26 protein-coding genes, 1 tRNA gene and 1 pseudogene are annotated in these 26,220 nt (G+C 66.4%); 15 read left to right on the top strand and 13 right to left on the bottom strand.

From position 1 onward, the window contains the following. Positions 1-24: 24 nt before the first annotated feature. Entirely contained in the window at positions 25-438 is a 414-nt protein-coding gene (locus AC13D8_RS15550) for a VOC family protein (protein ID WP_482969581.1), read from the top strand. Between the two features lie 116 nt (positions 439-554). On the opposite strand, the gene AC13D8_RS15555 is transcribed toward AC13D8_RS15550, so the two are convergent. Beyond that, positions 555-1,559 (bottom strand): hypothetical protein, encoded by a 1,005-nt coding sequence (locus AC13D8_RS15555; protein ID WP_482969582.1) that lies wholly within the window; start codon positions 1,557-1,559, stop codon positions 555-557. 65 nt (positions 1,560-1,624) lie between these two features. After that, positions 1,625-1,708, bottom strand: a tRNA-Tyr gene (locus AC13D8_RS15560). A gap of 113 nt (positions 1,709-1,821) precedes the next feature. On the opposite strand from AC13D8_RS15560, the gene rlmB reads away from it, so the two are divergent. After that, positions 1,822-2,598 carry a 23S rRNA (guanosine(2251)-2'-O)-methyltransferase RlmB gene (gene rlmB, locus AC13D8_RS15565; protein WP_482969583.1) on the top strand — a complete coding sequence of 259 codons (777 nt, stop codon included), beginning with the start codon at positions 1,822-1,824 and terminating at the stop codon, positions 2,596-2,598. Here rlmB and AC13D8_RS15570 read toward each other — a convergent pair. After that, positions 2,580-3,419, bottom strand: a complete 840-nt coding sequence (locus AC13D8_RS15570; RefSeq protein WP_482969584.1) for a hypothetical protein — start codon at positions 3,417-3,419, stop codon at positions 2,580-2,582. The genes rlmB and AC13D8_RS15570 overlap by 19 nt on opposite strands. Positions 3,420-3,537: 118 nt before the next feature. Here AC13D8_RS15570 and AC13D8_RS15575 point away from each other — a divergent pair, with 118 nt between their 5' ends. From AC13D8_RS15575 to AC13D8_RS15585, 3 genes are all read left to right on the top strand, one after another. Then, on the top strand, positions 3,538-3,837 hold the full coding sequence (locus AC13D8_RS15575; protein WP_482969585.1) for a hypothetical protein: 300 nt from the start codon (positions 3,538-3,540) through the stop codon (positions 3,835-3,837). A 190-nt stretch (positions 3,838-4,027) separates the two neighbouring features. Then, positions 4,028-4,501 carry a CoA-binding protein gene (locus AC13D8_RS15580; RefSeq protein ID WP_482969586.1) on the top strand — a complete coding sequence of 158 codons (474 nt, stop codon included), beginning with the start codon at positions 4,028-4,030 and terminating at the stop codon, positions 4,499-4,501. Between the two features lie 78 nt (positions 4,502-4,579). Next, complete coding sequence (locus tag AC13D8_RS15585; RefSeq protein ID WP_482969587.1) at positions 4,580-5,992, top strand: FAD-binding oxidoreductase; 1,413 nt, start codon at positions 4,580-4,582, stop codon at positions 5,990-5,992. On the opposite strand, the gene AC13D8_RS15590 is transcribed toward AC13D8_RS15585, so the two are convergent. The 5 genes from AC13D8_RS15590 to AC13D8_RS15610 are packed head-to-tail and all read right to left on the bottom strand — an operon-like array spanning position 5,989 to position 9,043. Further along, on the bottom strand, positions 5,989-6,360 hold the full coding sequence (locus AC13D8_RS15590; RefSeq protein ID WP_482969588.1) for a hypothetical protein: 372 nt from the start codon (positions 6,358-6,360) through the stop codon (positions 5,989-5,991). The two genes, AC13D8_RS15585 and AC13D8_RS15590, sit on opposite strands and share 4 nt — an antisense overlap. 31 nt (positions 6,361-6,391) lie before the next feature. Beyond that, positions 6,392-7,078 (bottom strand): TerB family tellurite resistance protein, encoded by a 687-nt coding sequence (locus AC13D8_RS15595; RefSeq protein ID WP_482969589.1) that lies wholly within the window; start codon positions 7,076-7,078, stop codon positions 6,392-6,394. Between the two features lie 43 nt (positions 7,079-7,121). After that, positions 7,122-7,601 (bottom strand): GNAT family N-acetyltransferase, encoded by a 480-nt coding sequence (locus AC13D8_RS15600; RefSeq protein WP_482969590.1) that lies wholly within the window; start codon positions 7,599-7,601, stop codon positions 7,122-7,124. Beyond that, the gene (locus AC13D8_RS15605) at positions 7,598-8,203 is read right to left on the bottom strand and encodes a VOC family protein (protein ID WP_482969591.1); all 606 of its coding nucleotides are present in this window, start codon (positions 8,201-8,203) and stop codon (positions 7,598-7,600) included. Before AC13D8_RS15605 ends, AC13D8_RS15600 begins: the two co-directional genes overlap by 4 nt. 48 nt (positions 8,204-8,251) lie before the next feature. After that, entirely contained in the window at positions 8,252-9,043 is a 792-nt protein-coding gene (locus AC13D8_RS15610) for an inositol monophosphatase family protein (protein WP_482969592.1), read from the bottom strand. Positions 9,044-9,217: 174 nt separating this feature from the next. On the opposite strand from AC13D8_RS15610, the pseudogene AC13D8_RS15615 reads away from it, so the two are divergent. The 6 genes and pseudogenes from AC13D8_RS15615 to AC13D8_RS15640 all read left to right on the top strand — a co-directional run. Next, positions 9,218-9,505: pseudogene (locus tag AC13D8_RS15615) on the top strand (geranylgeranyl diphosphate reductase); the annotation flags it as partial. Then, on the top strand, positions 9,502-10,047 hold the full coding sequence (gene idi, locus AC13D8_RS15620; RefSeq protein WP_482969593.1) for an isopentenyl-diphosphate Delta-isomerase: 546 nt from the start codon (positions 9,502-9,504) through the stop codon (positions 10,045-10,047). The pseudogene AC13D8_RS15615 and the gene idi, both read left to right, overlap by 4 nt. A 168-nt stretch (positions 10,048-10,215) precedes the next feature. Beyond that, the gene (gene gpmI / locus AC13D8_RS15625; protein WP_482969594.1) at positions 10,216-11,730 is read left to right on the top strand and encodes a 2,3-bisphosphoglycerate-independent phosphoglycerate mutase; all 1,515 of its coding nucleotides are present in this window, start codon (positions 10,216-10,218) and stop codon (positions 11,728-11,730) included. Next, positions 11,727-12,878 carry a murein hydrolase activator EnvC family protein gene (locus AC13D8_RS15630; RefSeq protein ID WP_482969595.1) on the top strand — a complete coding sequence of 384 codons (1,152 nt, stop codon included), beginning with the start codon at positions 11,727-11,729 and terminating at the stop codon, positions 12,876-12,878. The genes gpmI and AC13D8_RS15630 overlap by 4 nt, the downstream gene beginning before the upstream one ends. Before the next feature lie 3 nt (positions 12,879-12,881). After that, positions 12,882-14,225 carry a S41 family peptidase gene (locus AC13D8_RS15635; protein ID WP_482969596.1) on the top strand — a complete coding sequence of 448 codons (1,344 nt, stop codon included), beginning with the start codon at positions 12,882-12,884 and terminating at the stop codon, positions 14,223-14,225. A 215-nt stretch (positions 14,226-14,440) separates the two neighbouring features. Further along, positions 14,441-14,758, top strand: coding sequence for a hypothetical protein (locus AC13D8_RS15640; protein WP_104019830.1), 318 nt, complete (start codon positions 14,441-14,443; stop codon positions 14,756-14,758). Positions 14,759-14,933: 175 nt separating this feature from the next. Here the strand turns inward: AC13D8_RS15640 and AC13D8_RS15645 are convergent, their stop codons facing one another. From AC13D8_RS15645 to AC13D8_RS15660, 4 genes are all read right to left on the bottom strand, one after another. Next, on the bottom strand, positions 14,934-16,187 hold the full coding sequence (locus AC13D8_RS15645) for an HAD family hydrolase (RefSeq protein WP_482969597.1): 1,254 nt from the start codon (positions 16,185-16,187) through the stop codon (positions 14,934-14,936). Positions 16,188-16,195: 8 nt separating this feature from the next. Continuing rightward, entirely contained in the window at positions 16,196-17,170 is a 975-nt protein-coding gene (locus AC13D8_RS15650; protein ID WP_482969598.1) for a DNA-processing protein DprA, read from the bottom strand. A 236-nt stretch (positions 17,171-17,406) separates the two neighbouring features. Continuing rightward, positions 17,407-20,175: a [protein-PII] uridylyltransferase gene (locus AC13D8_RS15655; RefSeq protein WP_482969599.1), complete on the bottom strand. Its 2,769-nt coding sequence runs from the start codon at positions 20,173-20,175 to the stop codon at positions 17,407-17,409. Between the two features lie 16 nt (positions 20,176-20,191). After that, the gene (locus AC13D8_RS15660; protein ID WP_482969685.1) at positions 20,192-21,361 is read right to left on the bottom strand and encodes a penicillin-binding protein activator; all 1,170 of its coding nucleotides are present in this window, start codon (positions 21,359-21,361) and stop codon (positions 20,192-20,194) included. Positions 21,362-21,444: 83 nt separating this feature from the next. Between AC13D8_RS15660 and rsmI the strand changes: the two genes are divergently transcribed. Genes rsmI through AC13D8_RS15680 form a run of 4 tightly spaced genes read left to right on the top strand, consistent with a single transcriptional unit; the run spans position 21,445 to position 24,686 of the window. Continuing rightward, positions 21,445-22,323: a 16S rRNA (cytidine(1402)-2'-O)-methyltransferase gene (gene rsmI / locus AC13D8_RS15665; protein WP_482969600.1), complete on the top strand. Its 879-nt coding sequence runs from the start codon at positions 21,445-21,447 to the stop codon at positions 22,321-22,323. Positions 22,324-22,380: 57 nt separating this feature from the next. Further along, complete coding sequence (locus tag AC13D8_RS15670; RefSeq protein WP_482969601.1) at positions 22,381-22,815, top strand: YraN family protein; 435 nt, start codon at positions 22,381-22,383, stop codon at positions 22,813-22,815. A gap of 60 nt (positions 22,816-22,875) precedes the next feature. Continuing rightward, positions 22,876-23,811 carry a glutathione synthase gene (gshB, locus tag AC13D8_RS15675; protein ID WP_482969602.1) on the top strand — a complete coding sequence of 312 codons (936 nt, stop codon included), beginning with the start codon at positions 22,876-22,878 and terminating at the stop codon, positions 23,809-23,811. Then, a complete protein-coding gene (locus AC13D8_RS15680) occupies positions 23,808-24,686 on the top strand; it encodes an alpha/beta hydrolase (RefSeq protein ID WP_482969603.1) in 879 nt (292 codons plus the stop codon). Before gshB ends, AC13D8_RS15680 begins: the two co-directional genes overlap by 4 nt. Here AC13D8_RS15680 and AC13D8_RS15685 read toward each other — a convergent pair. Beyond that, a complete protein-coding gene (locus AC13D8_RS15685) occupies positions 24,673-26,187 on the bottom strand; it encodes a YifB family Mg chelatase-like AAA ATPase (protein ID WP_104019837.1) in 1,515 nt (504 codons plus the stop codon). The genes AC13D8_RS15680 and AC13D8_RS15685 overlap by 14 nt on opposite strands. Positions 26,188-26,220: the final 33 nt, after the last annotated feature.

Raw genomic sequence — 26,220 nt, forward strand, 5'->3', positions numbered from 1 at the left:
GCAACAGGCATGAGGAGGCCCAATATGGCACACCCGTTTCATCTGGCAATCAATGTCACCGATCTTGACGCAGCGCGCGAATTCTACGGCGGCGTGTTGGGTGGCGTCGAGGGGCGCTCGACAGAAACATGGGTGGATTTCGACTTCTTTGGGCACCAGTTGTCGCTACACGTCGGTGAACCGCTGGCCACCGCCCCTACCGGCAAGGTGGGCGATCACATGGTGCCTATGCCGCATTTCGGCGTGGTGCTGCCGCTCGACGACTGGCGCGCGCTGGCCGGGCGACTGGAGGCGGCAGAGGTCGATTTCGTGATCCCGCCCTCGGTGCGGTTCAAGGGTGAGCCAGGCGAGCAATGGACGATGTTCTTCCGCGACCCGTCTGGCAACCCGATCGAGGTCAAGGGCTTCGCCGATATGGGGGCGGTGTTCGACACCTGAACCGGGGTGCGGCCTCCGATGTGGTTGGGTATTTGGGCCAAGAAGAAGCCGGCCGTGGTTTCTTCTTGGTAAAAATACCCCGTTCCCGCGCTTCCGGTTCGCGCATCGCTGCGGGATCAGCGCATCCAGAATCCGTTGCGCTTGATCGCGTTGCGGATCGCCTGTTCGCGGCGCGGCAGGTTGTCCTGGTCAAAGAGCGCGCGCACCTTCTGCCCACGCCCCTGGTAGATCATGCGTTTTATGGCGTCGTATTCCTTGAGCACCTTCTTGATCTTGTTCGGGGAGGTCACCTCTTCGAGCACGGCGATCACCCGGTCGCTCTCACGCGCGTAGAGCAGGGGCAGGGTGCGGTAATGGCAGGTCACCACGCCATCGAGCAGACCCACTGGCAGCGTGTCGCGCCCGCCACCAAGGGCGTGGATAACCAGCGGCAGCGCGACCTGGTCGAGCCAGGGATCGAGCGACTGGCACACGAGTTCCGGCGGCGGGTCGTCGCGGATGGCAAGCGCATATTCGAGGAACCGCTCACCAAAGACACGCGGACAGCGGTAGTAGAAGAAGCCCGCGTTGAAATATAGATATCGCTTCCAGTACTCGTCGGGCTGGCTCAGATCGAGCGAGCCTTCGAAATCCAGCCCGAACTTGTCGTAGAGCGATTTCCAGATCGCGGTGTAGCCGGGGCCGTAGAGGTCCGGCTCGGGCCATGTGCCGGTGCGGCGCAGCGAGGCGGAGGGGCGGTCGAAATCGAACGGCACATCCGTCAATTCACCCGTTACCAGCGTGTCGGTGTCGAAGAACACGAAGGGCTCGCCCTCGGGCAGCGCGAACAGCGCCTCGATCTTGTTGCCATAGGGGTAGGGTTGTCCGAAATGGTGCGATGCGAAGGGCACGATCTCGGCGTCCAGTTCTGCCAGCCGGGCGTGGGTTTCCTCCCCGGCGATACGCGGATCGTTGCGCCAAAGCGCGCCGGGCTGCGGCTCGGCCACCAAGAGCCGCCCGGTGAAGCCCGGCGACATCGCGCGCAGCGAGGCGGCGAAGATCAGCGCCTCGTATTGCAGCCGCCCGCCCTGCCCGACGACCACGATGTTGAAACCGGTCCCCGCCTCGGTCGGTTGCGCCATGCCCATGCCCCTGCGTTTCTTACGGAACTATAGTCGCCGGGGGGCGGGCTCAGAAAGGGGGAAAGTGGTGGGCGACCTAGGAATCGAACCTAGCGTGCGTCTCCGCGAGGGAGTTACAGTCCCCTGCCACACCTTGCGGCCTGTCGCCCACGTGCCGGGCGTCTTAGAATTGGCGCCGCGGCCCGTCAACCGGAAAATCGCTTGCGCGCCCTGTCGCGGCGGTGCAAGGACGGAACCTTGGACGAGAGGGGGCGCGCGGTCGATGAAGAAACCCCGCTGGGTGATCGAGAAAGAGCAGGCGCGGCGGGCCGAGGCCGCCGGGACGGTGTGGCTCTTCGGGCTGCACGCCGTGCGCGACGCGCTGGAAAATCCCCGCCGCGAGAAGCTGCGCCTCGTGGTCACGCGCAATGCCGCCGACAAGCTGTCCGAGGCCATCGCCATGAGCGGGATAGAGCCCGAGATGGCCGATCCGCGCAAGTTCACCGCGCCGCTCGATCCCGGATCGGTGCACCAGGGCGCGGCGCTGGAGGTGAAGCCGCTCGACTGGGGAAAGCTGGCCGATCTCGCGTTGCGCGACGGCCCTGGTGCGCCGCGGCTGGTGCTGCTCGACCGGGTGACCGATCCGCACAACGTCGGCGCGATCCTGCGCTCGGCAGAGGTGTTCGGTGCACGCGCGGTGATCGCCCCGCGCCACCATTCGGCCCCCGAGACCGGCGCGCTCGCGAAATCTGCCAGCGGTGCGCTGGAGCGTCAGCCCTACCTGCGTGTGCGCAACCTTGCCGACGCGATCACTGAGCTGCAGGGCATGGGCTATCTCGTGCTTGGCCTCGCGGGCGAGGCGGACGAGACCGTCGAGACGGCCCTCGAAGGACGGCGTGACCGGCCCGTGGCGCTTGTCCTGGGGGCCGAGGGGCCGGGTCTGCGCCCGCGCACGCGCGAGACGGTGGACGCGCTCGTGCGTATCGACGCGGCGGGCGGTTTCGGCTCGCTCAACGTCTCGAACGCCGCCGCCGTCGCGCTTTACGCCGCGCGCGGCTGAGCCCGTGCCGCGGCATCCTCGAACACCGGAAGCACCCGCCCCTTGATCATCCACGCCAGCCCGAATGCGAAAAGCCCCGCCGCCTCCAGCACGAAGGTGAGGTTGAGCCGGTTCCAGAAGCCGAGGAAATCCGGTGCCACGGCCCCGACCGCCATCTTGATCCCGAGCACGGCGACCACCCCGAGGATCACCCGGCCCAGCACCCGGTAACAGGCGTTGCGCAGGCCCTTGCGGTTGCCGTCCCGTTCGGCGGCCTCGGAATTCACGCGGGTAAAGACGCGCAGCACCACGTAGGCGAGGATGAGAAACATCACCCCCGCCGCGCTGTAATGCACCGTATCGAGCGGAAGGCCGGTGGCTTCCTCCCGCCCCAGAAGCACGGCCCAGAAATCGAAGGAGGGCCCGTTCGTGCCGGTGAGGAAGGCGCGCGCGCCTTCGGCCTCCGCGCGGGCGCAGCCCGTACCCGCCGTGGGCACGAAGGCGACCAAGAGCGCCGCGATACCGGCCACGCGGATTGCGAGGATGTCCTTCCACGTCCAGCGACGTGCGCCCGCGCACCCGACCGCGTCGAAGGAGTAGAGGCCCACGAGCAGCAATCCGATGAAGCTCAGCGCGCCGACGAGGATATCGCCACCCACCGGGCTGAAATAGAAATGGCTGATCGAGTCGTGAAAGCAGACCGTCGGCAGCTGCGAAACCGCGATGAGCGAGAGCGGCAGGCCAAAGGCGATCCAGCCCACGGCAAGGTGGATGCGGCTGAGGTCCACCGTGAAGGGCAGGTCGCGGGGCGCGGGCTCGGCGGGGGCGGGCTGATCGGTCATCCGGTGTCGTTCCTTAGGGTCTGCACGCCGCGACGATACCACGCACCCGCGCCGCAAGCGACGATTTCGCGCCGGGGAGGGCTTGGAAAATGCGCGGATTTGACCGATATGGAGCGTCATGGGCCACAAGATCGCCACATGCAATTACTGCGGCACGCGTGCGGCCCTCGTGCTCGACCGGGCGCGCCACGAGCTGGCCTGTTCAAGCTGTGGCGCGCCGCTCCATGACATGAAGGCGATGCCAACGTCGAAGTCAGATCGCCCGCGCCCCAAGGGTCGGCCCATGACACTGCCACGGCAAGACTACGACGACAGGCTGCGGGCGGCGCACCCGCCGCGCAAACGCAATCGCCGCAAGGGTATCGGGCGGCGCATCTTCGAGGAGATATGGGACGTGGTCGAGGACGTGTTCGATTGATGTCCCCTGTCACGTTTGGTCACGGGCGTATTACAAACCCTTTATATCATGGAAACCGGACCTATCTATATTCCAGAGGCGGCGAGACGGAACACCGCCGTCTCATATCACTGTCCCTCGTTCCGCGACTGGCGCCCAAGCTTTATCTTGGGCGCTTTTTTCTCGGCCCGCTTCGTGATTTATGACCGCCATGAGCGAAACCTACACTGATTCCCACCTGCGCGAGATTCTGACCCGCACCCGCCGTGTGGCAATGGTAGGCGTGTCGATGAACCCGGTGCGCCCGTCCTATTATGTGGCCCGCTACCTGAGTCTCAAGAAATTCGAGGTGATCCCGGTCAATCCCGGCCACGCGGGGCGGATGCTCTTTGGCCAGACGGTGGTGGCGTCGCTGTCCGACATCGAGGGCAGGGTGGACATGGTCGATATCTTTCGCCGCTCCGAACATGTGCCGCCCATCGTGGAAGAGGCGCTGGAGACCTTTCCAGACCTTCGGACGATCTGGATGCAGATCGGGGTGGAGCACCCGCAGGCGGCAGAGATGGCCCGTGCGCGCGGCGTGGACGTGGTGATGAACCATTGCCCCAAGATCGAATATCAGCGTCTCTTCGGCGAGCTGCGAATGGGTGGCTTCAACACTGGCGTGATTTCCTCACGGTTGTGAGCAGGATACTTGGATATTTATAGCAAGATGAAACGGGGAGCGGCTGGCCTTGTCTGACGGCTGTGATAGCTAGGGGGCATGACGCTCAGTTCCGCCACACCTGGTTTCATAGACGGCCTGCGCACGGTGCTGCCTGACGTGGCCTTTCGCGAGGCCGAGCCGCGCTATTTCGAGGAACCGCGCGGGCGCTGGCAGGGGCGGGGCGTGGTCGTGGCCCCGGGCGATGTGGAGGGCGTGGCGCATGTGGTGCGCGCCTGTGCCGAGGCGGGGGTGCCGGTGGTGCCCTATGGCGGCGGCACGGGCCTTGTTGGCGGGCAGGTAGCAGTGGACGGCCCGGTGCCGGTGATCCTCAGTCTCGAGCGGATGCGCGCGGTGCGCGGGCTCTGGCCGGACGAGAACGTGATGATCGTCGAGGCGGGGGCGATCCTGCAGGACATCCACGCGGCGGCAGAGGCGGCGAACCGGCTCTTTCCGCTTTCCATCGCGGCCAAGGGCTCGGCGCGTATCGGTGGGCTGTTGGGGACCAACGCGGGCGGGGTCAACGTGCTGAGATACGGCAATGCGCGCGACCTGTGCCTGGGGTTGGAGGCGGTGCTGCCCGACGGGCGCGTCTGGCACGGGCTGAAACGCTTGCGCAAGGACAACACCGGCTATGACTTGCGCAATCTGCTCATCGGTTCGGAGGGTACGCTGGGGGTCATCACCGCCGCCGCGCTGAAGCTCGCGCCGCGCCCGGCGGGAGAGGGCACCGCGCTCATGGCGGTGGCGGGGCCGCGCGCGGCGCTCGATCTGCTGGCGCTGGCGCGCGATCACATGGGCGAGGGAATCAGCGCCTTCGAGATCATGCACCGGCAGGGCCTTGATTTCCTCGCCGAGGCGCTGCCGGATATCCGGCAGCCCTTCGCCGTACCGCCGGAATGGTGCGTGCTCGTCGATGTGGGGCTGGCGCGCGGCCTCGATCCCGCGGCGGCGCTGGAGGCGCTGTTCGCCGAAGGCTTCGAGGCGGGGCTGGTGAGCGACGGCATGATCGCGCAATCGCAGGCGCAGCGGCACGAATTCTGGGAGGTGCGCGAGCAGATCCCCGAGGCCAACCGCCGCATCGGTTCGGTCAGCTCGCACGACATTTCGCTGCCGCTGTCGGCGATCCCGGATTTCATCGCGAAAGGCGCCGGAGAGATTGCCCGGATCGGTGATTTCCGCGTCAACTGCTTCGGCCACCTTGGCGATGGCAATCTGCATTACAACGTGTTTCCTATGCCCGGGCGCAGCTGCGCCGATCATCTGCCCGAGCGCGACGCGATCAAGCGCGCGGTTCATGACCTCGTGCACGAGATGGACGGCTCTGTCAGCGCCGAGCACGGGATCGGGCGGCTCAAGGTCGATGACCTCGAACGCTATGGCGATCCGGTGAAGCTGGATGCGATGCGCGCCATCAAGGCGGCGCTCGATCCCGCGGGAATCATGAACCCGGGCGCGGTTCTGCGTGGCTAGATCTCGATCTCGCCGTCAACCGGGGCGTCGCGCATTTCCTGCGGCGTCTTGCGGCGCAGGATGATGTCGCCGTTGGGCAGCATCTCGGGCGGGTGATAGGCGCTCAGGTCGTCGATCTTTTCCAGCAGGTCTGCCAATGCGGGACCCATCCGCTCGGCGAAATCGCGCAGGGCGGGCTCCATCTCGTCGGCGCGGTCGCGCAAGCTTTCCAGCGCGGGCCCCATCTCGCGCCGCAGCCCGTCCCAGAAAAGCTGCGCGCCTTCCTCCATGAGTGAGAGGCCATCCTCTTCCTCCTCCTGCGCAAGGGCCGGGCTCACGCCGATGAGCAGCGCGACGGGCAGGGCGAGGATCAGGGCGGTGTGTCTCATGGCTGTAACATAGGTGAGGGCCGTGACGGTTTTAAGAGGGCGCCCGCATGGAGCTGATTTCTTCCCAGGCATTGTTGATGTCCCTGAGCCGCCTTTCGGCGAGGCGCACCGCCTCTTCGGGCACGCCGCGTGCCTTGAGCCGGTCGGGGTGGCAGTCGAGCACCTGCTTGCGCCACGCGGCGCGAATATCCGATAGCGGCATGTCGGCGCTCACCCCCAGAACGGACCATGGATCGGGCCGCTCGTCCGGGACGAAGCGCGCGCGCAGCGCGCGAAAGCGGCGCTCCTCGATCCCGAATATCTCGGCCACGCGACCGAGAAAGGCGTCCTCCTTCGGGTGATAGACCCCATCGGCCATAGCGATATGGAGAAGCCCCTCCATCAAGTCGCAGAGCGTATCGGGCGCATCCGCGAACATGCGCCCGATGCGTGCCGCGTATTCCTCGTATCCCGCCACGTCCTGGCGGGCGAGGTTGAAGATGCGCGCGGCGTTCTTCTCCTCCTCCGGGGGGATGTGAAAGACATCGCGAAACGCCGTCACCTCGTCACGTGTGACCAGCCCGTCGGCCTTGGCCATCTTGGCCGAGAGCGCGATCACCGCGATGGTAAAGGCGACGCTGCGCTCGGGCGGGCTGCGCAGCCGATCGAACACGGTCGCAAGACTTTCGCCCTTGGCCAGCGCCTGAAGCGCCTCGGATATGCGGGTCCATATCGACATGGGTCAATCCTATCCCGGAACGGCGCGCCTGTCAGGCACAGCGTCACGGATGCTTGTGGAATAGCACGAGGTCCATCCAGCGGCCGAACTTGTGCCCGGCCTCTGGCAGGACGCCCGCGCGCGTGAATCCGATGGCCTCGTGAAACGCGATGGCGCCCGCGTTCTCGCCGCTCACCGCACCGATGAGCGTGTGGATGCCGCGCGCACGCGCCACCTCCTCGAGCCGAGCCATCAGCGCCCTGCCCGTGCCGCGCCCGCGCGCGTCGGTGGCAAGGATGACGGTATGCTCGGCGGTGTGGCGATAGCCGGGACCGGCGCGGAACGCGCCGAACCCGGCAAAGCCCAGCACCCGGCCTGCGTCCTCGGCCACGACAAAGGCGTCGCCGCGCGCGGCGATCTCGGCGGCGAGGCCCTCTTGCGTCTTTTCTTCGGTGGTGAAGGTGACGGAGGTATCTCGGATGAGCGGGTTCCAAATCGCGAGGATCGCGGGAATATCCGCTTCGGTGGCGCGCCGCAGGATCATGTCAGCACGCGCGTGCCAGACGGGGTGTCGATCTCGGCACGCAGGGCGGGCGGCCCGGGCTCGAACACGATATGCGGATCGGCGAGGTTGGCGAGCGCGGCGCGCAGCGCCACCGCCTCGGGATGCGTCACGACGAGACGCTTGAGCCGTGCGCCCGCATCCGGCAGCCGGTCGGCGGGATGTCCGCCCGCCTGCCACTTAATGAGCGCCGGGAAGCGGTTGTCGTAGGGCAGCACGCCATCGTCGGGCACGGCCATGCGCCAGCGCAGGTCTCCGCGTGCGAGATCGAGGGGCGTGCCGGCGCCCGGATGCCGCGCGAGCGCCGCATCGAGATCGTCCACGCGGGCGATCCAGTTGCGCAGGTGCGGCGGCCCGTTTAGCCGGTCGAGATCGAACCAGCGCGGGCGCTCTGGCGCGGGGGCGTCCGGGTCGATTGCGATCGCTTCGAGATAGACTCCGGGCCCCAGTCCCAAAAGCCGGTTATGCGTGCCGAATCTCGGGTGCGTGCCGCCGGGCTGAATCGGCAGTCCGAGCGCCGCCTCGACATGGGCGGCGGCCTCTTCCAGCGTCTCGCCCGCCACCGCAAGGTGATCGAGTTCCATGCCCCTCTCCGCGTTGTTGCCGTTTTGTGGCATGACACGCGCGGGTTGTCACGCGCGGTCGCGGATCACCTTGGCGAACTTGTCAAAAATTGCCTCGTTGGCGGCAATGATTTCGCCATCGCCAAGGATGTCGCCGCCCTTGGTCAGCGGCTCCACCAGCCCGCCTGCCTCGCGCAGGATGATGACCCCGGCGGCGAGATCCCACGGGTTGAGCCCCCGCTCCCAGAATCCGTCATAGCGCCCGGCGGCGACATAGGCCATGTCGAGCGCGGCAGCGCCCCAGCGCCGCACACCCGCGCAGGCGGGCAGGAGCCGGGCGAGATCGTGCAGCGTCTCGGGCAAGTCGGCGCGTCCGCCGAAGGGCAGCCCGGTGGCAAAGATCGCCTCGATCATCTTGGTGCGCCCCGACACGCGCAGCCGCTTGTCGTTCATCCATGCGCCGGTGCCCTTTTCGGCAAAGAACGCCTCGTCCTTGACCGGGTCATAGATCACCCCGGACACTACCTCGCCCTTGTGCTCGAGCGCGATGGAGACGGCGAAATGCGGCAGCCCGTGGAGGAAATTGGTGGTGCCGTCCAGCGGATCGACGATCCAGCGGCGGGTCGGATCCTTGCCATCCTCACCGCCGCCCTCCTCGGCGAGCCAGCCATAGTTGGGCCGCGCGCCCATCAGCTCGGCCTTGATGGTCTTCTCGGCGGCGAGATCGGCGCGACTCACGAAATCGCCCGCGCCCTTCATCGAGACCTGCAGGTTCTCGACCTCGCCGAAATCCTTGATCAGCCCGCGCCCGGCCTTGCGCGCGGCCTTGAGCATGACGTTGAGATTGGCGCTGCCTTGCATGATCGGGCTCCTTCGGGATCAGGCCGGGGCTATACGCCGGGTGGCGGGCGCGGGCAAGGGGCCTCTGCCCGGTCACCTCTCTGCCACGAAGGGACCGATCAGCCCCGGACCCCGTCGCCCGTGTATGGTTGCCCCGGTTCGGCGAGGATCGCCCCGCGCGATTTCTACCGCCGGGTGCTTCCGCATGGCAAATTCGCGCGCGTGGTGACCCCGAGTTCCGGCGAGGGCATCCATTATGCGACGGTCGGCGGTCGCGTGGCCGCCATGACGGCGAGTGCCTGCCTTGCCTCGATGCAGAATGCCTATTATCGGTCGGATGATCGGCGGGAGCGGTTTGTTTCGCTGCGCCACGATATCGACGAGCAGAGGCTGACCTTCGAGGCCGACATGAACAAGAAACTCGTGCGCGCCCGCCCGCTGGCGCATGTGAAGACCGGGCTCGCTTCGCCCGCGCGCAAATGACCGAGATGATCCCGACATGGGTCGATGGCGATCTGGTGGCCGTCGAGAAGCTGGAGGCGCACAGGCGCGGGCTGCGGCACAAGGCGGTGTCGGTCTTCGTGCTGTGCGGCGACGCGGTGCTCATCCAGCGCCGGGCGCTGGGCAAGTATCACACGCCGGGTCTGTGGGCGAATACCTGCTGCACGCACCCGCGCTGGGGCGAGGCGCCGCTGGCCTGCGCGCATCGCCGACTCGACGAGGAACTGGGCCTGCGCGGCCTGCCGCTCACGCCGCGCGGTCAGGTGGAATACCGCGCGGATGTGGGCGGCGGGCTGATCGAGCATGAGCTTGTCGATGTTTTTCTCGCACGGGTCGCGCGCCGGGTGGAACCGGTGCCCAACCCCGAAGAGGTGATGGCGGTGGACTGGATAACGCGCGCCGCGCTCGCCACGCGCATCCGCAACGCACCCGCCGATTTCACGCCGTGGCTGCGCATCTACCTGGAAGAGCACGCGGCGCAGATCTTCGCTGGGCCAGAGAAACTGCGGGGATTTCCGGCCTGACTTGATGATGTCGATTTCCGCAACCTATTGACGCACGCCGCCAGCTGCGCGGAGGGGGTGCGAGCCTGCGTCTCCGACACCCTGGTCCACGGCTGAGCCCGCGCAGCGAGGGTTGCGGGTCCGGGGGCATCGGCCTAGAAGGCGGGCAGGACCACACCCGGAGAGACCATGCCCAAACCTGTCGTCCTGTGCATTCTCGATGGCTGGGGCCTGAGCGACCGGCCCGAGGCCAACGCGCCGCACCTGGCAGACACCCCCAACATCGACCGGCTGATGGCCGAATGCCCCAACGCGACGCTGATCACGCATGGCCCCGATGTGGGGCTGCCCCGTGGGCAGATGGGCAACTCCGAGGTCGGTCACACCAATATCGGCGCGGGCCGGGTGGTGGCGATGGATCTCGGGCAGATCGACCTCGCCATAGAGGATGGCAGCTTTGCCGCCAACGAGGCCCTGGGCCGGTTCATCGACCGGCTTAAGGACACTGGCGGCACGGCGCACCTGCTGGGCCTCGTGTCGGACGGGGGCGTACATGGGCATATTGCCCATATCGCCGCTGCCGCGCGGGCGATCGCCGAGGCGGGCGTGCCGGTGGTGCTGCACGCGATGACCGATGGGCGCGACGTGTCTCCGAAATCGGCGCGCACCCATCTGGCCAACCTGTCCGACATGCTGCCCGAGGGCGTGCGCATTGCCACCGTCACCGGGCGCTATTTCGCGATGGACCGCGACAACCGCTGGGACCGGGTGCAGGAGGCGTATGAGGCGATCACCGCCGCCAAGGGGCTGCGCGCGTCGGACGCGCGCATGGCGGTTACCAATGCCTATGCGCGCTCGGAAACCGATGAATTCATCACCGCCACGGTGATCGGCGATTATGCCGGGGTCGCGGCGGGCGACGGCCTGTTTTGTCTGAATTTCCGGGCCGACCGGGCGCGCGAGATATTGCAGGCGCTGGCCGATCCCGGTTTCAGCGCCTTCGACCGCGAGGTTGTGCCCGACTGGGCGGCGCGTCTGGGCATGGTAGAGTATTCCGAGGCGCATAACGCGTGGTTTGACACGGTGTTTCCGCCGCGGGTGATCGTCAACACGCTGGCCGAATGGGTGAGTCGGGCGGGGCTGCGGCAGTTTCACATCGCCGAGACCGAGAAATACCCCCATGTCACCTTTTTCCTCAACGGTGGTCGCGAGGATCCCGAGCGTGGCGAGGATCGCTACATGGCGCCCTCGCCCAAGGTGGCCACGTATGACCAACAACCCGAGATGTCGGCTGCCGAGGTGACCGACCATCTGGTAGGGGCGATCGGCGAGGGCTATGACCTTATCGTGGTCAATTATGCCAACCCCGACATGGTCGGCCATACCGGCGACCTGAAGGCGGCGATGGCGGCCTGTGAGGCGGTGGATCACGGGCTTGGCCGCGTGCTCGAGGCGCTGGAGGCGGCGGGCGGCGCGATGATCGTCACCGCCGATCACGGCAATTGCGAGGTGATGGTCGATCCCGCGACCGGCGGGCCTCACACCGCGCACACGCTCAACCCGGTGCCGGTGATCCTCGTCGGCGGGCCGGCGGGCGCGCGGTTGCGCGATGGCGGCCGGCTCGCCGATCTCGCGCCCACGGTGCTGGCGCTCATGGGGCTGCCGCAACCCGGCGAGATGACTGGCGAGAACCTTCTGGCATGAGGATACGCGCGGCCTGCCTACTGCTTCTGATGCTGCTGGCGCGGCCGCTCGGGGCGCAGGAGGGCGCGGACCTTTCCGCCGACGCACGCGCCGCGGCAGCGGCGCTCGATGAGGCGGCCGAGGCGCTCGCCGCCGCCGAGGGCGCGCGCAACCGGGTCAAGGCGCTCACCGGGGTGATCCGTGCCTACGAGGAGGGGCTCGCGGCGATGCGCGCTGGCGCGCGCCGTGCCGCGCAGCGCGAGGCGGCGCTGATCGCCGAACTGCGCACCCGCGAGGACGAGGTCGCACGGCTTCTGGGCGTGTTGCAGACGATGGGCCACGCGCCGGTGCCGGTACTGATGCTGCATCCATCGGGGCCGGTGGGCACCGCGCGGGCGGGGATGATCCTGTCGGAGGTGGCCCCGGCGCTCGATGCCAAGGCGCTTGATCTGCGCGGCAAGGTGCAGGATATCGCCGTGCTGCGCGCGCTTCAGCAAAGCGCTACGACCACGCTCGAGGACGGGCTGCGTGGTGTGCAGGAGGCGCGCGTGCACCTCAGCAAGGCCATCGCCGCGCGCACCGACCTGCCTCGCCGGTTCACCGAGGACCCGGTCAAGACGGCGCTGCTCCTCGCATCGACCGAGACGCTGGAGGGCTTTGCCAGCGGGTTGAGCGACATCGCCGTGGACGAGGTGGCGGGCAGCCTGCCGGAGATCGGATCGCGCAAGGGCACCCTGCCGCTGCCGGTGGAGGGGGTGATCCTGCACCGTTCGGGCGAGGCCGACGCCGCCGGGGTCGTGCGCCCGGGCGTCGTTGTCGCCACGCGGCCACGCGCGCTGGTCACCACGCCGGTCCCGGCGACGCTGCGCTACCGCGGCCCCTTGCTCGACTACGGAAATGTGATCATTCTGGAACCGCAGGCCGGGGTGCTGCTGGTATTCGCCGGGCTCGACACCGTATACGGTCGCATCGGCGAGGTGCTGCCCGGCGGCAGCCCCGTGGGCCTGATGGGCGGCACCGGCGATGGCAGCGACCTGCTTGCCGCGGCCGAAGGTTCCGACGGGGGCAAGGGGGGTGCTGGACGCGGCCAGACGCTCTATATCGAGGTGCGGCAAGACAATTCACCGGTGGACCCGCTGACGTGGTTCGCGACCGACAAGGAAGGTTGAGACATGAAGAAAATCCTGATGGCCACGACCGTGGGGCTCCTCTCCGGTGCCTTGATGACGACGCAGGTAGCGGCTCCCCTTCTCGCGCAGGAGAACGACGGGAGGAGCAGCGTCTATGAGCAGCTCGATCTCTTCGGTGACATTTTCGAACGGGTGCGCGCGCAATACGTCGAGGATGTCGATACCAGCGAGCTGATCGAGGCGGCGATCAACGGGATGCTCACCTCGCTCGACCCGCATTCCAGCTATCTCTCGCCCGATGACGCCGAGAACATGCAGGTGCAGACGCGCGGCGAGTTCGGCGGGCTGGGGATCGAGGTCACGCAGGAGGACGGGTTCGTCAAGGTGGTCTCGCCGATGGATGGCACCCCCGCCTACCAGGCCGGGATCGAGGCGGGTGATTTCATCACCCATGTCGATGGCGAGAGCGTTCTGGGCCTGACGCTCAACGAGGCGGTCGACCTGATGCGCGGCCCGGTGGGCAGCGAAATCGTTATCACCGTGGTGCGCGAGGGAGAGCCAGAGCCGTTCGACGTGTCGATCATCCGTGACACGATCGAGCTCACGGCGGTGCGCGTGCGGACCGAACGGGACGCGGTGGTGGTGCGGGTCACCACCTTCAACGACAACACCTATCCCAATCTCGAAAGCGGTCTGAAAGAGCAGGTCGAGGCGCTGGGCGGCATGGAGCAAGTGAGCGGCATCGTGCTCGACCTGCGCAACAATCCCGGCGGGTTGCTGACGCAGGCGATCAAGGTCTCCGACGCCTTCCTTGCCAAGGGAGAGATCGTCTCGACCCGCGGGCGCAACGTTCAGGACGGCGAGCGATTCAACGCCACGCCCGGCGATCTGGCACAGGGAAAGCCGATCGTCGTGCTGATCAATGGCGGATCGGCCTCGGCGTCGGAAATCGTGGCCGGCGCGCTACAGGACCATCGCCGCGCGATCGTCGTCGGCACCAAGAGCTTCGGCAAGGGATCCGTGCAGACGGTGATGCCGCTCAGGGGCGGTGGGGCGATGCGGCTGACCACCTCGCGCTACTACACGCCCTCGGGCCGCTCGATCCAGGCGCTGGGTGTCAGCCCCGACATCGTGGTCGCGCAGCCCGCGCGCCGCGCCGAGGCCGAGGACGACGAGGCGCAGAGCAAACGCCCCAGCCGGTCGGAGGCTGATCTGCGGGGGCGGCTCAACAATGACAGCCTGTCCGAGGACGAGCTCAAGCAGATCGAGGAAGAGCGCCAGCGCGCCGATGAGGTCGCCCGCCTGCGCGAGGAGGATTACCAGTTGGCCTATGCCGTTGATATCCTGAGGGGATTGTCGGTCATGGGGGGGAACCAGTCGGAGTGATCCGGCCACCCCGGCCGCTGCGGCGGGTGGGGGAGGACGCGCCGCGCATGGGTTTGCGCGCGCCCCGCGCCCGCGGCGCAACCGACCGGTTCGGGGCGTGAACCGCACGGTTCGCGCCCCTTGTCGTGCCCGGCGCCGCGCGCGGGGGTAAGGGTTTGGTCATCCGGCCGGGCGAGGCTGCGCGCGCCCCGTAACCCCGACACCAAAGGCCCGCCATGTCAGAGACGCCGCTCTTTCCCCCGGTGCCCGAGATCACCATCGAGGAATTGCGCCGGTCGGTCGGGGCCACGGTCGAGGCGGTGCGCCTGAGCGGCGCGCAGCGGCTGGTGACGCGGCGCGGGCGGCCGGTGGCGGGGCTGGTCACGGTGACCGAGGCCCGCGCGCTCTGGACGCTGGACCACGAGAGCGCGCTCTACACCGAATGGCGCGCGATGCAGAACCTCGACACCCACGCCCGCCGCCGCGCCGCCGTGGCCCGTCAGGCCGAGGCGGAGCGGCGGGCGGCGTTCGAGCGGGGTGTGTTGGGAAGGTGAGGTGGGGGGTGAGAATGTGTGGGGCGAGGGGCGGGTTTCAGTCCTGGAGCGGACGTGACAGCGAGAGCGGCACCGCCTACTGTCCTCAGCGAGCATGGGCGGGATGCGGACCTTCGCTGCTCTCACCTCGGCTGAAAGAACCCACAAGCATAGCAGATTTTCGCCCCGCGAACCTTCACAAACCTTTAGGCCAGTCCCATCCATTGAAGCGCGTGAAGGCGTCAGCAACCTCCGTCGCTGCATTGTGATTGATGACGTTGCCGGAATTTGAATGAACGGCCACTTCTAGGCTTGCTGGCGCGTATGTGGAATAGGGTCGTTTGATGCTTGGGGTGAGTTTGACGATCTCGTGATAGTCGTTTGGACCCGGTGTTTTGAGCCAGCACAGACAGATGACATTGGCACCCGCCGCCTCGGCAAACGCTCTGGCCGTTTCGAGTGAATGACCCTTCGTGCAAATGTCGTCCACCACCAGCAAGGTCTTGCCTTTGACGTTTGGACGGTTCTTGTAACGCCCACCGACCTCGCCAGTTTTGAGTGGGTCGGTTCTGAGGTGGATCGTAGCAAGTTGATTGTGGGCTGAGGGTTGCTCGCCGTTGTTCCGAAGAGTCTGCGACTTCGGTGCGTCTTGGTGCCTTACAATGTAGTCTTCCAAATACCGGGCCCGCAATGAACCTGAGGCAATGCGTACTGCTTGCAAGAGTTCAGCCTTTTCAGATGTAGTTTTGTGGCCGGGGTATGGGGCGACATACGATGCTTCTGCCCCAATGCCGGAAAGGTGCATTCTCGCAGCCATCAGAAGGCCCCAAAACCGTAAATCTCCCACACCAAATTTTACGGCGCTCTTTGCGTCTGTAGAGTAAGTTGCAGCTTGCGGGTAAGCTTTGGAGTATTCCCCCAGCGGAGCAATAGTGTAGACTCGCAAGTTATCTTGCTCGATGCTCCAAAACCAACCCTGGGGTGTCAAACAGCAGCAATCGACGAATTTCGCAATATCTTTTGGCGAGTTGAACTCGAAGCCGAACGGGCTGTTCTCCTCATGCCATTTTGCGTTCAAGAATAGTAAGCCACCATTCGATGCCGCTTGAATGTCATCCTGAGTGTTACCGATGTAGACGACTTCCTGAGATGCCCAACCTTGATCTCCCAACACATGCTGCATAGCGGCAGCATACTGTTTGTACGCCATGTCTTTGCCACCTTGATAGTAGGGAAGTTGTTGGCCTACCAGCCGGGAAAAGTAATCATTGAATGGCTCTTTGCTACCCACCATTGTCCACGTTGAGTTGCTAACCAAAACGGGCTGCACACCAACGGAGATCAGATATTTTATAAGCTTAACTGTTTCCAACGCCTTAGCTTGATCCGCTTTGCCTTCTCTGGCTAAAACGTTACTAAGGGAAAAAATCGCGCCACGTAAAGTGTGCATACCCGTCCTTACAATAGCTTGAGCTGAGCGGTCATTGGTCTTGGATCAGAGTTCAAATGCCTAAGCACAAAATCGACAAAGCTGTCTTGATCTGAGGGAATGGTAAAAAAGCCATTATTTGGTAGGTATTCGCGCGGCACCCAGTCGAGGTCGGGTTGCGCCGGTGTTCTCAGGAAAGCAATCGGGCGTGAGAGTTCATGCGCATATCGCACCGTGTGCGCTGTTCCACTTTTTACAGCCCAATCTGTAGGAATAAGTAGCTTACTCAATGCTGCTTGCAGTCTGTTTCGGCGCACGAAGTTTGCGGCGCTGTATCCTTCCTTGATCAAGTACTCGGTCGCGATTGCTCCGCCACTGTCTAAAATTGTGCGCCTCAGCCTATCTGAATCTTTTGGATACTCGGTAAAAATTCCGGTTCCCAAAAACGCAACCGTTGGAACGCCAGCGTCGATGCTCGCGGAATGAATTACTTGGTCAATCCCATCGGCTAAGCCACTTACTGTTGGAACACCGAACTCTGCTAACCAATGCCCGACATATCGGGTAAGCCACACACCGTCCTCAGACGCCTTCCGTGACCCAACTACTGAAATTGAACGTCGCGACAGAACGCTGGTTTGCCCCTGAACGAAAAGCCACCGTGGGGTGTTACTCAGATCGTTTAGTTGCGGTGGAAAATCTTTGTCGCCCTGAAAGACAATCGAAACGTTAGACAGAGCTAATTCCTGAGACCTGCGCTTCGCATTATCCAGTGCCCGTGCGCGAGTTTCCCGCCAAGCCTGAGCGCCATCGCCGTTTTCCTGCAGTTCTGACCGTCCCAGCAGGTTGCGCACTTCGTCAGCATCCTCAAGTTCAATCACACTTTGAAAGGACTTCTCCGATGCAGAAATTCGTCTCAGAGTTTCGAAACCAACGCCCTTGATGGCGCTGAGGGCAAGAAACGCAACGCGCTCCGCATCAAAATGGTCTACCGAAACTTCCAAAGAAACCGTCCAAAACTTGCGTTGTCGACTTACAGGTAATCCGAATGGTAGGCTAGGATCAAACAGTTTGGCACTTGCATGCTTCGCGCTTCATCGATGCCCGCTCCGGCGGGCCGCACTGCAGCATGGCCAAAACCTTGCGAGTGACCGCTTTGGACCTGGCCCGACGCTACATCACGCACGTCGGCACTGACTTTGCACCCCCGCTCCCTGCGCAAAGCCGACACCACCCCCCGTCACTCCCGCGCCCGCTCCACCCCCTCGTCGATGGCGGTGCGGAGTTTTTTCTCCAGCGCCACGCGCTTGCTCTCGGTGTGGAATTTCAGGCCGAACATGTCCTTGACGTAGAAGGTATCCACCACCTGTTCGCCATAGGTCGCGATCACGGCGGAGGCGATATAGACATTGGCGGAGGCAAGCGTTCGGGTGAGATCGTAGAGCAGGCCGGGGCGGTCGCGGGTATCGACCTCGATGATCGTGTAAATCTCCGAGCCTTCATTGTCGAAGGTGATATGCGTGGGCACGCGGAAGGCGCGTTCGCGTTTCCTCAGCTTGTCGCGGGACTTGATCGCGTCGCGCGGGACAACCTCGCCCTTGAGCGTCTTCTGGATCATCTGGCGCAGGCGGGGCAGGCGGCTTTCCTCGAACGGGTGGCCGTCGGCATCCTGTATCCAGAACACGGCGGTGGCAAAGCCGTCCTTGGATGTATACGTGCGCGCATCGACCACGTTGGCCCCCACCAGCGCCAGCGCGCCCGCCAGCCGCGAAAAGATGCCGGGGTGATCGGCCAGCGCGAAACAGGCGCGGGTGGCGTCGCGGTCCGCATCGATGGCGAGATCAATGGCGATCTCGTCGGCATGCAGGTCGCGCAGGAGCCGGGCAAAGACCACGTGGGCGGTGACGTGCAGCCCCTGCCAGTACGGGGCATAGTGGCGTGCGGTCTCGGCCTTGAGGTCGCGCGCGTCCCAATCCGACAGCGCCTCGCGAAGGTTGCGCTTGGCGTCCGCGCCGCGCTGTTCGCGGGTGAGCGCCTCCATCCCGTCTTCGAGCACGCGCCGCGTCTGGCGATAGAGCGCGCGCAGCAGTGATGCCTTCCAGTTGTTCCACGTGCCCGGGCCGACGCCGCGAATATCGCAGACGGTGAGCAGCAACAGCAGGTCGAGCCGCTCGCGGCTCTGCACCGCCTTGGCAAAGTCGCGCACGGTGCGCGGGTCGGCGATGTCGCGTTTCTGGGCGGTGTCGGACATCAGCAGGTGATGGCGCACCAGCCATTCGGCGGTATCGACCTCGCGCGGCTTGAGCCCGAGGCGTGGCGCCACCTTGCGCGTGATGCGCGCGCCGAGGATCGAGTGGTCCTCGGGCCGTCCCTTGCCGATGTCGTGCAACAGCAGCGCCACGTAGAGCACGCGGCGATTGATCCCTTCCTTGAGGATCGAGGACGACACCGGTAACTCCTCGATCAGCTCGCGCCGCTCGATCCGGGCAAGGTGCGAGATACACTGGATGATGTGTTCGTCCACCGTGTAGTGATGATACATGTTGAATTGCATCATCGCCCGGACCGGCTCGAATTCGGGGATGAATGCCGACAACACGCCAAGCTCGTTCATCCGCCGCAGCGCACGCTCGGGGTTGCCGTGTTTCAGCAGCAGGTCGAGAAACAGCTTTTGCGCCCGCGCGTCGTTGCGAAAGTCCTCGTCGATCAACCCGAGATGGTTGGTCACCAGCAGCATCGCCTCGGGGTGGATGAGCAGCCCGGTGCGCAGCCCCTCCTCGAACAGCCGCAACAGGTTCAGCGGGTCGGAGAGGAAGTTGACCTCGTCGGCGATGGCGAGGCGACCGTTCACCTGCGCATAGCCACGGCGCAGCTTCTTGCGGCGCTTGAGCAGGCGTTGCAGCAGCGGCTCGGCCTTTTGCTGCGCGGCCTCGAGCTTGGTGAGGAAGATACGCGTGAGGTCGCCCACGGCGGTGGCGTGGCGGAAATAGTCCTGCATGAAGATTTCCACGCCGCGTCGCCCGCCGCGGTCGGTATAGCCCATGCGCTCGGCCACCTCGACCTGCATGTCGAAGGTGAGTTGATCGTTGGCGCGATTGGCGATCAGGTGCAGGTGACAGCGCACCGCCCAGAGGAAATTCTCGGCGCGGATGAAGGTGCCAAGCTCGTCGCCGGTGAAGGTGCCGAGCGCCACAAGCTCGCCCACCTCGCGCACGTGGTGGATATACTTGGCGATCCAGAACAGTGATTGCAGGTCGCGAAGGCCCCCCTTGCCCTCCTTGACGTTGGGCTCGACCATGTAGCGCTCGCCCTGCTTTTCGTGGCGGGTGTCGCGTTCGGCGAGCTTGGCCTCGGTGAATTCCCGCTCGGTGCCGGTGAACAGCTCGTCGCGCAGGCGGCTGTCGAGCCGGGCGGCAAGCTCCGCGTCGCCGCCGAGAAAGCGGTTTTCCAGCAGCGCGGTGCGGATGGTGAAATCCTGCGCACCGAGCCGCAGGCAATCGCGCACGGTGCGGCTTGCGTGGCCCACCTTGAGGCGCAGGTCCCACAGGATGTAGAGCATCGATTCGATCACGCTCTCGGCCCAGGGCGTGATCTTGTAGGGGGTGAGAAACAGCAGGTCCACGTCCGAGAAGGGGGCCATCTCGCCGCGTCCGTAGCCGCCCACGGCACAGACCGCGACCCGCTCTGATTCGGTGGGGTTGGAGAGCGGGTGCATCGTCTTGGTGGCCAGGTCGAGTGCGGCAAGCACCACGCTGTCGGTGAGCCAGCACCATGCGCGCGTGGCCGGGCGCGCGTCGAACGGGCGGGTGGCAAAGGCCGCGGCGATGGCCCGGCGACCGCCCTGCATCGCCTCGGTGAGGATCGGCACGGCGGCGCGCCGCAGGTCAGCGGCGTTCTCCGCGTGTGCGGCGGCGGCGGCGAGATCGTGGGCGAGCGCCTCCGCGTCGAGTATCTGCTCTTGCGGCAGGATCAGGTCGTCGGGTCGCGCGGGTGTATCCAGGAGTGTCATGCCAGGGCGGGGCGGCTCAGAAGCCAGCGCCGCCAAAGCTCTGTGGAGCGGGCGACAGGATGTTGACGGTACCGTCGGTTATCGTCGCCACCGCGAGGCCGCGCGCGTTGCTGCCATCGGGCAACAGCCGGAACACGCCGTTCACGCCCTGAAAGCCCGCCGGTTGCGTGAGATCGCCGCGTGTCAGCCCGCGCCCGGCCTTGGCCAGCGCGCCGACCGCGGCGATGCCGTCATAGGCCAGTCCGGCGATCGGGTGCGGTGGGTTGCCCTGCGCGGCCTCGAACCGGCGGGCAAACTGCGCCGAGCGGGCCGGGTCGGGAAGCGCGAACCAGCCGCCCTGCACCCCCGGCAATTCCAGCGTTTGCGGCGGCGTGTCCCAGCGCGTCAGGCCGATATACTGCACCCGGTCGGGGCCGAGCCCCGCTTCGGGCAGCATCTGCGAAAACAGCGGCAGCGCGCCCGCGGTATTGGCGGTGAGAAAGATCGCGTCGGCGGCGTTGGTTTCGGCGACGGTGCGGATCTCGGGCACGGCGTTTACCACGCCATCCTGCGAGAATTCGTAGGAAACACTGCCCGCGAGCGTGGCCCCCTCGGCCTGCACCGCGTTTGCGATCGCGTCGCGACCGAGGCGGCCAGCGAGGTTGTCGGAATGGACCGTCATGATCCGGCTCTTGCCCTGCCTGACCGCGTAGCTTGCGAGCCGGTCGGCGGTGGTGCGGAAGGTCTGGCCGAGCACGAACAGGTTGCCGCCCGCGATGGTCGGGTTGTTGGAGAACGCCAGCACGTTGATGTTGCGATCGGCTGTGGCGACGGCGACGGCATTGGCCGAGGAGGCGTGCAGCGGCCCGATGATGATGCGCGCGCCGTCGGCGACGGCGTTGAGCGCGGCCTGCTGCGCCTGCGCGGGCTGTCCGGCGGTGCCGTAGACGCGCAGGTCGATCTCGACGCCCCCGAGATCGCTCACCGCGAGCCGCGCGGCGGCTTCCAGATCGCGCGCGAGGCTGGCCACCTGCGCGTCCGCCGTGCCATGCGGCACCAGAAGCGCCACCGCCACCGCCCCGCCGCGGCTCACCCCTCCGCCGGTATTGGTCAGCGGCACCGGCTCGCAGGCGGCGGCAGCCACGAGCACCACCAGTGCCGCGAGGCGGGCGATCGGCTTGCGAAGGGCGGCAGGAACGGCGAACATGGCAATCTCTCTCCGTGTTGTGGGCACCGGCGACAGGATACCTGTCGCCTCGATCATAGCCGTCATGTGAAAAGGGTCCAGAGATGATTGCCGAAACGCGCAAACCGGCGGCGGGTCTCCACCTGATCGCCACGCCGATCGGGACGGCGCGCGATATCACCTTGCGTGCGCTTGACCTGCTGGCGTCGGCGGACGTGCTTGTGGCCGAGGACACCCGCAGCCTGCGACGGCTGATGGAGATCCACGGCATCGGCTTGGGCGACCGTCCGCTCTGGGCCTATCACGACCATAACGGCGCGCGGATGCGTCCGCGCATCCTGGCGGCGCTGGCTGCCGGGCAGTCGGTGGTCTATGCCGCCGAAGCGGGCACGCCGATGGTGGCCGATCCCGGCTTCGACCTGGCGCGGGCGGCGGTGGCCGAGGGCTATCCGCTGGTCTCGGCGCCGGGGCCTTCGGCGGCGGTCACGGCGCTGACGCTGTCGGGGCTGCCCACCGACCGGTTTCTCTTTGCCGGCTTCCTGCCCGCGACCGCCGGGCGGCGGCGAAAGGTGCTGGAGGAGCTTGCCGCCGTGCCCGCGACGCTCATTTTCTACGAATCGCCAAGGCGCGTCGCGGCGATGCTGGAGGATGCGGCCAAGGTGTTGGGCGGCGGGCGACAGGCGGCGCTGTGCCGGGAAATCACCAAGAAATTCGAGGAGATACGCCGCGACACGCTGTCCGGTCTCGCGACCCAATGCGCCGGGACGACCCTCAAGGGCGAGATCGTGGTGGTGATCGATCGCGGGGATCAGTCAAATGTTAAGGAAACGGATTTAGACAGTGCGCTGGAAGAGGCATTAAAAGAGGGATCGGTGCGCGATGCCGCCGATCTGGTGGCGGCACGCCTCGGGCTGCCAAGGCGCACGGTCTATCAGCGCGCCTTGGTTCTGGCGGCACCCGGTGACCGGTCGGATCGTGACTGAGCGCGCGGTCGCGGGGAGCGGGATCGAGAGGTGACGAGGATGGAAAGGGTGCGCAGGATGGAAACGCGGCAACTGGCATTCGATTTCGAGGGGGCACGACCATCGGTGTCGGCGCCTGGGCTGTCGCGCCGGCAAGAGCGGGGCCTGCGTGCCTGGCTGAGCGGGCAGGCCGCCGAGGAGAGCGTGGCGCGCCATTACGAGGCGCGCGGTGTGCGAATCCTTGCCCGGCGCTGGCGGGGCGAGAGCGGCGAGATCGACCTCGTGCTGCGCGCGCCCGACACCTATGTCTTTTGCGAGGTCAAGCGCGCGGCGAGTTTCGACGTGGCGCTGAACCGGCTGCGCCACGGGCAGATGGAGCGCATTTATCACGCGGCGTCGGAATATATCGGTCTCACGCCCGAGGGGCAGCTTGCCCCGGTGCGGTTCGACGTGGCGGCGGTGGACGCGACCGGGGCCGTGCACCTGCTCGAGGCGGCCTTCGGTCATTTCTGAATTGCGCCCCGGAACGGGTTGGCCCATGAAAGGAAAGGACGCACAACCACGGGGAACGGGATGAAGGTCGCCTTTCAGATGGACCCGATTGGGCCGGTCGATATCGAAGCGGACAGCACGTTCAGGCTCGCGCTGGAGGCGCAGGAGCGCGGCCACGAGTTGTTCTACTACACGCCGGAGCGGCTGGCCTACGAGGACGGGCGGGTGACGGCGCGCGGCTGGCCGCTCCATGTGCAGCGGGTTGCCGGCGATCATTTCAGTCTTGGCGAAGAGAAGACCGTCGACCTGGGCGATTTCGACGTGGTCTGGCTGCGGCAGGACCCGCCGTTCGACATGTTCTACATAACCACCACGCACCTCTTGCAGCGGCTGGCGCCGGGCACGCTGGTGGTCAATGATCCGTTCTGGGTGCGCAATTACCCCGAGAAGCTCCTGATTCTCGATTTCCCCGACCTGATGCCGCCCACCGCCATCGCGCGGGATATCGGGACAATCCGCGATTTCCGTGCACGCCACGGCGACGTGATCCTCAAGCCGCTCTACGGCAATGGCGGGGCGGGTGTCTTTCACCTGCCAGAATCCGACCGCAACCTCGCGAGCCTGCACGAGATGTTCACCGGCTTCTCGCGAGAACCGCTGATCGTGCAGAAATACCTGTCCGATGTCAGCCGCGGCGACAAGCGGGTGATCCTGGTGGATGGCACGCCCATCGGCGCGATCAACCGGGTGCCGGCAGTGGGCGAGACGCGCTCGAACATGCATGTGGGCGGGCGCGCCGAGAAGGTCGAGATGACGGCGCGCGACCGCGAGATCTGTGACCGGATCGGCCCGCTTCTGCGCGAGAAGGGGCAGGTTTTCGTGGGAATCGACGTGATCGGCGATTACCTGACCGAGATCAACGTGACCTCGCCCACGGGCCTGCAGGAGCTGGAACGCTTCGATGGCACCAACGGGGCGGGCCTCATCTGGGAGGCGATCGAGGCGCGGCGGCGGTGAGCTGGCAACTGGCGCTGCTCAACCGGCACCTGCGCTGGTTCGAGAAACCAGCGCTGGCCCGGCACCCGGTCGCGCGATTGCGGCGCTCCTTCGAACTGAAGTCGAAAATCTATTTTCACGGCCCGTGGGGGCGCGTCTATCGTCGCGACACGCTCGCAGGCGTGCCCGTGCAATGGGCACAGGCGCGCGATGCCCGCGAGGAACCGGTCATCCTGTACCTGCATGGCGGGGCCTATGTGTTCGGCTCGTCGGACACGCATCGGGCAATGCTGGCGCGGCTCTCGGCGCTGACAGGCCTGCGCGCCTGCCTGCCGGATTACCGCCTTGCCCCCGAGCACCCCTTTCCCGCGCAGATCGAGGATGCGCTGGCTGTCTACCGCGCGCTCAGGACCGGGCACGAGGTCATCATCGGGGGCGACAGCGCGGGGGGCGCGCTGTCCTTCGCGCTCCTGCACGAGATACTGGCGAAGGACATCGCGCCGCCCAAGGGTGTCTTTGCCCTGTCGCCGCTTACCGACATGACGTTTTCGGGCGCGTCGATCACGGAGAATGCCGAACGCGACGTGGTGCTCGCGCCCGGCCGGATCGGGGAAATGTGCGAGATGTTTCTCGCGGGGCATGACCCGGATGATCCGCGCGCTTCGCCGCTCCGGGGGCAATACGACGGCGCGCCACCGGTATGGATGGTGGTGGGCGATACCGAATTCCTGCGCGATGACGCGGTGCGGATGCAGGCCCGGCTGCGTGCGCAGGGGGTGACCAGCGTGCTGCATGTCGCGCCCGATCATCCGCATGTCTGGCCGTTGTTTCACAATGTCCTACCCGAGGCAAAGGCCACCCTGAACGATCTTGCGGACTGGATCAGGGCTCTTTGAGGGTGCTGATGCGAAAGCTTACCGCCTCGGCCACATGGGGGTGGCGGACGGTCTCGTCGCCGTCGAGATCGGCGATGGTGCGCGCCACGCGCAGCACCCGGTGATAGCCGCGCGCGGTGAGCCCGAAGCGGTCGGCCACGCGGGTGAGCAGCGCGCGGCCCTCGGCGTCGGGCGTGGCGATCTCTTCCAGGGCCTCGCCTTCGGCATCGGCATTGAGGCGCATGTCGGGCCGGCCCTCAAAGCGCGCCCGTTGCACCGCCCGCGCCGCCGCCACCCGCTCGGCCGCCTGCGCAGAGGTGGCACCCGAGGCGGGCAGGTCGAGATCGGAAAACGCCACCGGCGGCACCTCGATGCGCAGGTCGAACCGGTCCATCAGCGGCCCCGAGACTCGGCCCATGTAATCCTCGCCGCAATTGGGCGCGCGCGCGCAGGCACGGGCCGGATCGGTGAGGTGGCCGCATTTGCACGGGTTGGCCGCGGCCACCAGCAGGAAGCGGCAAGGGTAGCTGACATGGGCATTGGCGCGGGCGATCATCACCTCGCCGGTCTCGAGCGGCTGTCGCAGGGTTTCGAGCACGGGGCGGGGAAACTCGGGAAACTCGTCCATGAACAGCACGCCGTTATGGGCAAGGCTGATCTCACCCGGCTTGGCGCTGCGCCCGCCGCCGGTGATGGCGGCCATCGAGGCGGTGTGGTGCGGCTCGCGAAAGGGCCGTGTGCGACTGATCCCGCCCTCCGAGATGAGGCCCGCCACCGAGTGGATCATCGAGGTCTCGAGCGCCTCGGCGGCGCTGAGCGGCGGCAGGATGCCCGGCAGGCGGGCCGCGAGCATGGATTTGCCCGAACCGGGCGGACCGGACATCAGCAGGTGATGGCGCCCGGCGGCGGCGATTTCCAGCGCGCGCTTGGCGCGTTCCTGCCCCTTGACGTCGCGCAGGTCGCGCCCGGGCGGCGGGGCCGTCACCTCGCCGGGCGTGGCCGGGGCGAGGGGGCGCTCGCCGGTAAAGTGGCGCACCACCTCCGCCAGCGAGGCGGCGCCGATCACCTGCGCCGCGTCCACCCACGCCGCTTCGGGCCCCGAGGCGCGGGGGCAGAGCAGCATCCGGTCCTCGGCGGCGGCGGCCATCGCCGCGGGCAGTGCGCCGACCACGGGGATGAGCGAACCGTCGAGCGATAATTCCCCAAGCGCGGTGGTGCTCTCGGCGGCGTCAGAGGGGATGATCTCGAGCGCGGCAAGCAGGGCGAGCGCGATGGGCAGGTCGAAATGGCTGCCCTCCTTGGGCAGGTCCGCGGGCGAGAGGTTGACCGAGATGCGCCGCGAGGGCAGCGCGATGGCGAGCGCCGAGAGCGCCGCGCGCACCCGCTCGCGCGCCTCCGACACCGCCTTGTCGGGCAGGCCCACGAGCGAGAAGCCCGGCAGGCCCGGCAGGACCGCGCATTGCACCTCGACATGGCGCGCCTCGACCCCTTCGAAGGCCACGGTGTAGGCGCGTGCGACCATGTGCTCCCCGCGAATGTGACGACAGGGTTAACG

This window comes from Roseovarius sp. B-10, assembly GCF_056859295.1.

Bases quoted from the DNA above. Each gene is read 5' to 3' on its own strand.
- AC13D8_RS15550 (WP_482969581.1), top strand. From the start codon at position 25: ATGGCACACCCGTTTCATCTGGCAATCAATGTCACCGATCTTGACGCA.
- AC13D8_RS15555 (WP_482969582.1), bottom strand. From the start codon at position 1,559: ATGGCGCAACCGACCGAGGCGGGGACCGGTTTCAACATCGTGGTCGTC.
- rlmB (WP_482969583.1), top strand. From the start codon at position 1,822: ATGAAGAAACCCCGCTGGGTGATCGAGAAAGAGCAGGCGCGGCGGGCC.
- AC13D8_RS15570 (WP_482969584.1), bottom strand. From the start codon at position 3,419: ATGACCGATCAGCCCGCCCCCGCCGAGCCCGCGCCCCGCGACCTGCCC.
- AC13D8_RS15575 (WP_482969585.1), top strand. From the start codon at position 3,538: ATGGGCCACAAGATCGCCACATGCAATTACTGCGGCACGCGTGCGGCC.
- AC13D8_RS15580 (WP_482969586.1), top strand. From the start codon at position 4,028: ATGAGCGAAACCTACACTGATTCCCACCTGCGCGAGATTCTGACCCGC.
- AC13D8_RS15585 (WP_482969587.1), top strand. From the start codon at position 4,580: ATGACGCTCAGTTCCGCCACACCTGGTTTCATAGACGGCCTGCGCACG.
- AC13D8_RS15590 (WP_482969588.1), bottom strand. From the start codon at position 6,360: ATGAGACACACCGCCCTGATCCTCGCCCTGCCCGTCGCGCTGCTCATC.
- AC13D8_RS15595 (WP_482969589.1), bottom strand. From the start codon at position 7,078: ATGTCGATATGGACCCGCATATCCGAGGCGCTTCAGGCGCTGGCCAAG.
- AC13D8_RS15600 (WP_482969590.1), bottom strand. From the start codon at position 7,601: ATGATCCTGCGGCGCGCCACCGAAGCGGATATTCCCGCGATCCTCGCG.
- AC13D8_RS15605 (WP_482969591.1), bottom strand. From the start codon at position 8,203: ATGGAACTCGATCACCTTGCGGTGGCGGGCGAGACGCTGGAAGAGGCC.
- AC13D8_RS15610 (WP_482969592.1), bottom strand. From the start codon at position 9,043: ATGCAAGGCAGCGCCAATCTCAACGTCATGCTCAAGGCCGCGCGCAAG.
- idi (WP_482969593.1), top strand. From the start codon at position 9,502: ATGACCGAGATGATCCCGACATGGGTCGATGGCGATCTGGTGGCCGTC.
- gpmI (WP_482969594.1), top strand. From the start codon at position 10,216: ATGCCCAAACCTGTCGTCCTGTGCATTCTCGATGGCTGGGGCCTGAGC.
- AC13D8_RS15630 (WP_482969595.1), top strand. From the start codon at position 11,727: ATGAGGATACGCGCGGCCTGCCTACTGCTTCTGATGCTGCTGGCGCGG.
- AC13D8_RS15635 (WP_482969596.1), top strand. From the start codon at position 12,882: ATGAAGAAAATCCTGATGGCCACGACCGTGGGGCTCCTCTCCGGTGCC.
- AC13D8_RS15640 (WP_104019830.1), top strand. From the start codon at position 14,441: ATGTCAGAGACGCCGCTCTTTCCCCCGGTGCCCGAGATCACCATCGAG.
- AC13D8_RS15645 (WP_482969597.1), bottom strand. From the start codon at position 16,187: ATGCACACTTTACGTGGCGCGATTTTTTCCCTTAGTAACGTTTTAGCC.
- AC13D8_RS15655 (WP_482969599.1), bottom strand. From the start codon at position 20,175: ATGACACTCCTGGATACACCCGCGCGACCCGACGACCTGATCCTGCCG.
- AC13D8_RS15660 (WP_482969685.1), bottom strand. From the start codon at position 21,361: ATGTTCGCCGTTCCTGCCGCCCTTCGCAAGCCGATCGCCCGCCTCGCG.
- rsmI (WP_482969600.1), top strand. From the start codon at position 21,445: ATGATTGCCGAAACGCGCAAACCGGCGGCGGGTCTCCACCTGATCGCC.
- AC13D8_RS15670 (WP_482969601.1), top strand. From the start codon at position 22,381: ATGGAAACGCGGCAACTGGCATTCGATTTCGAGGGGGCACGACCATCG.
- gshB (WP_482969602.1), top strand. From the start codon at position 22,876: ATGAAGGTCGCCTTTCAGATGGACCCGATTGGGCCGGTCGATATCGAA.
- AC13D8_RS15685 (WP_104019837.1), bottom strand. From the start codon at position 26,187: ATGGTCGCACGCGCCTACACCGTGGCCTTCGAAGGGGTCGAGGCGCGC.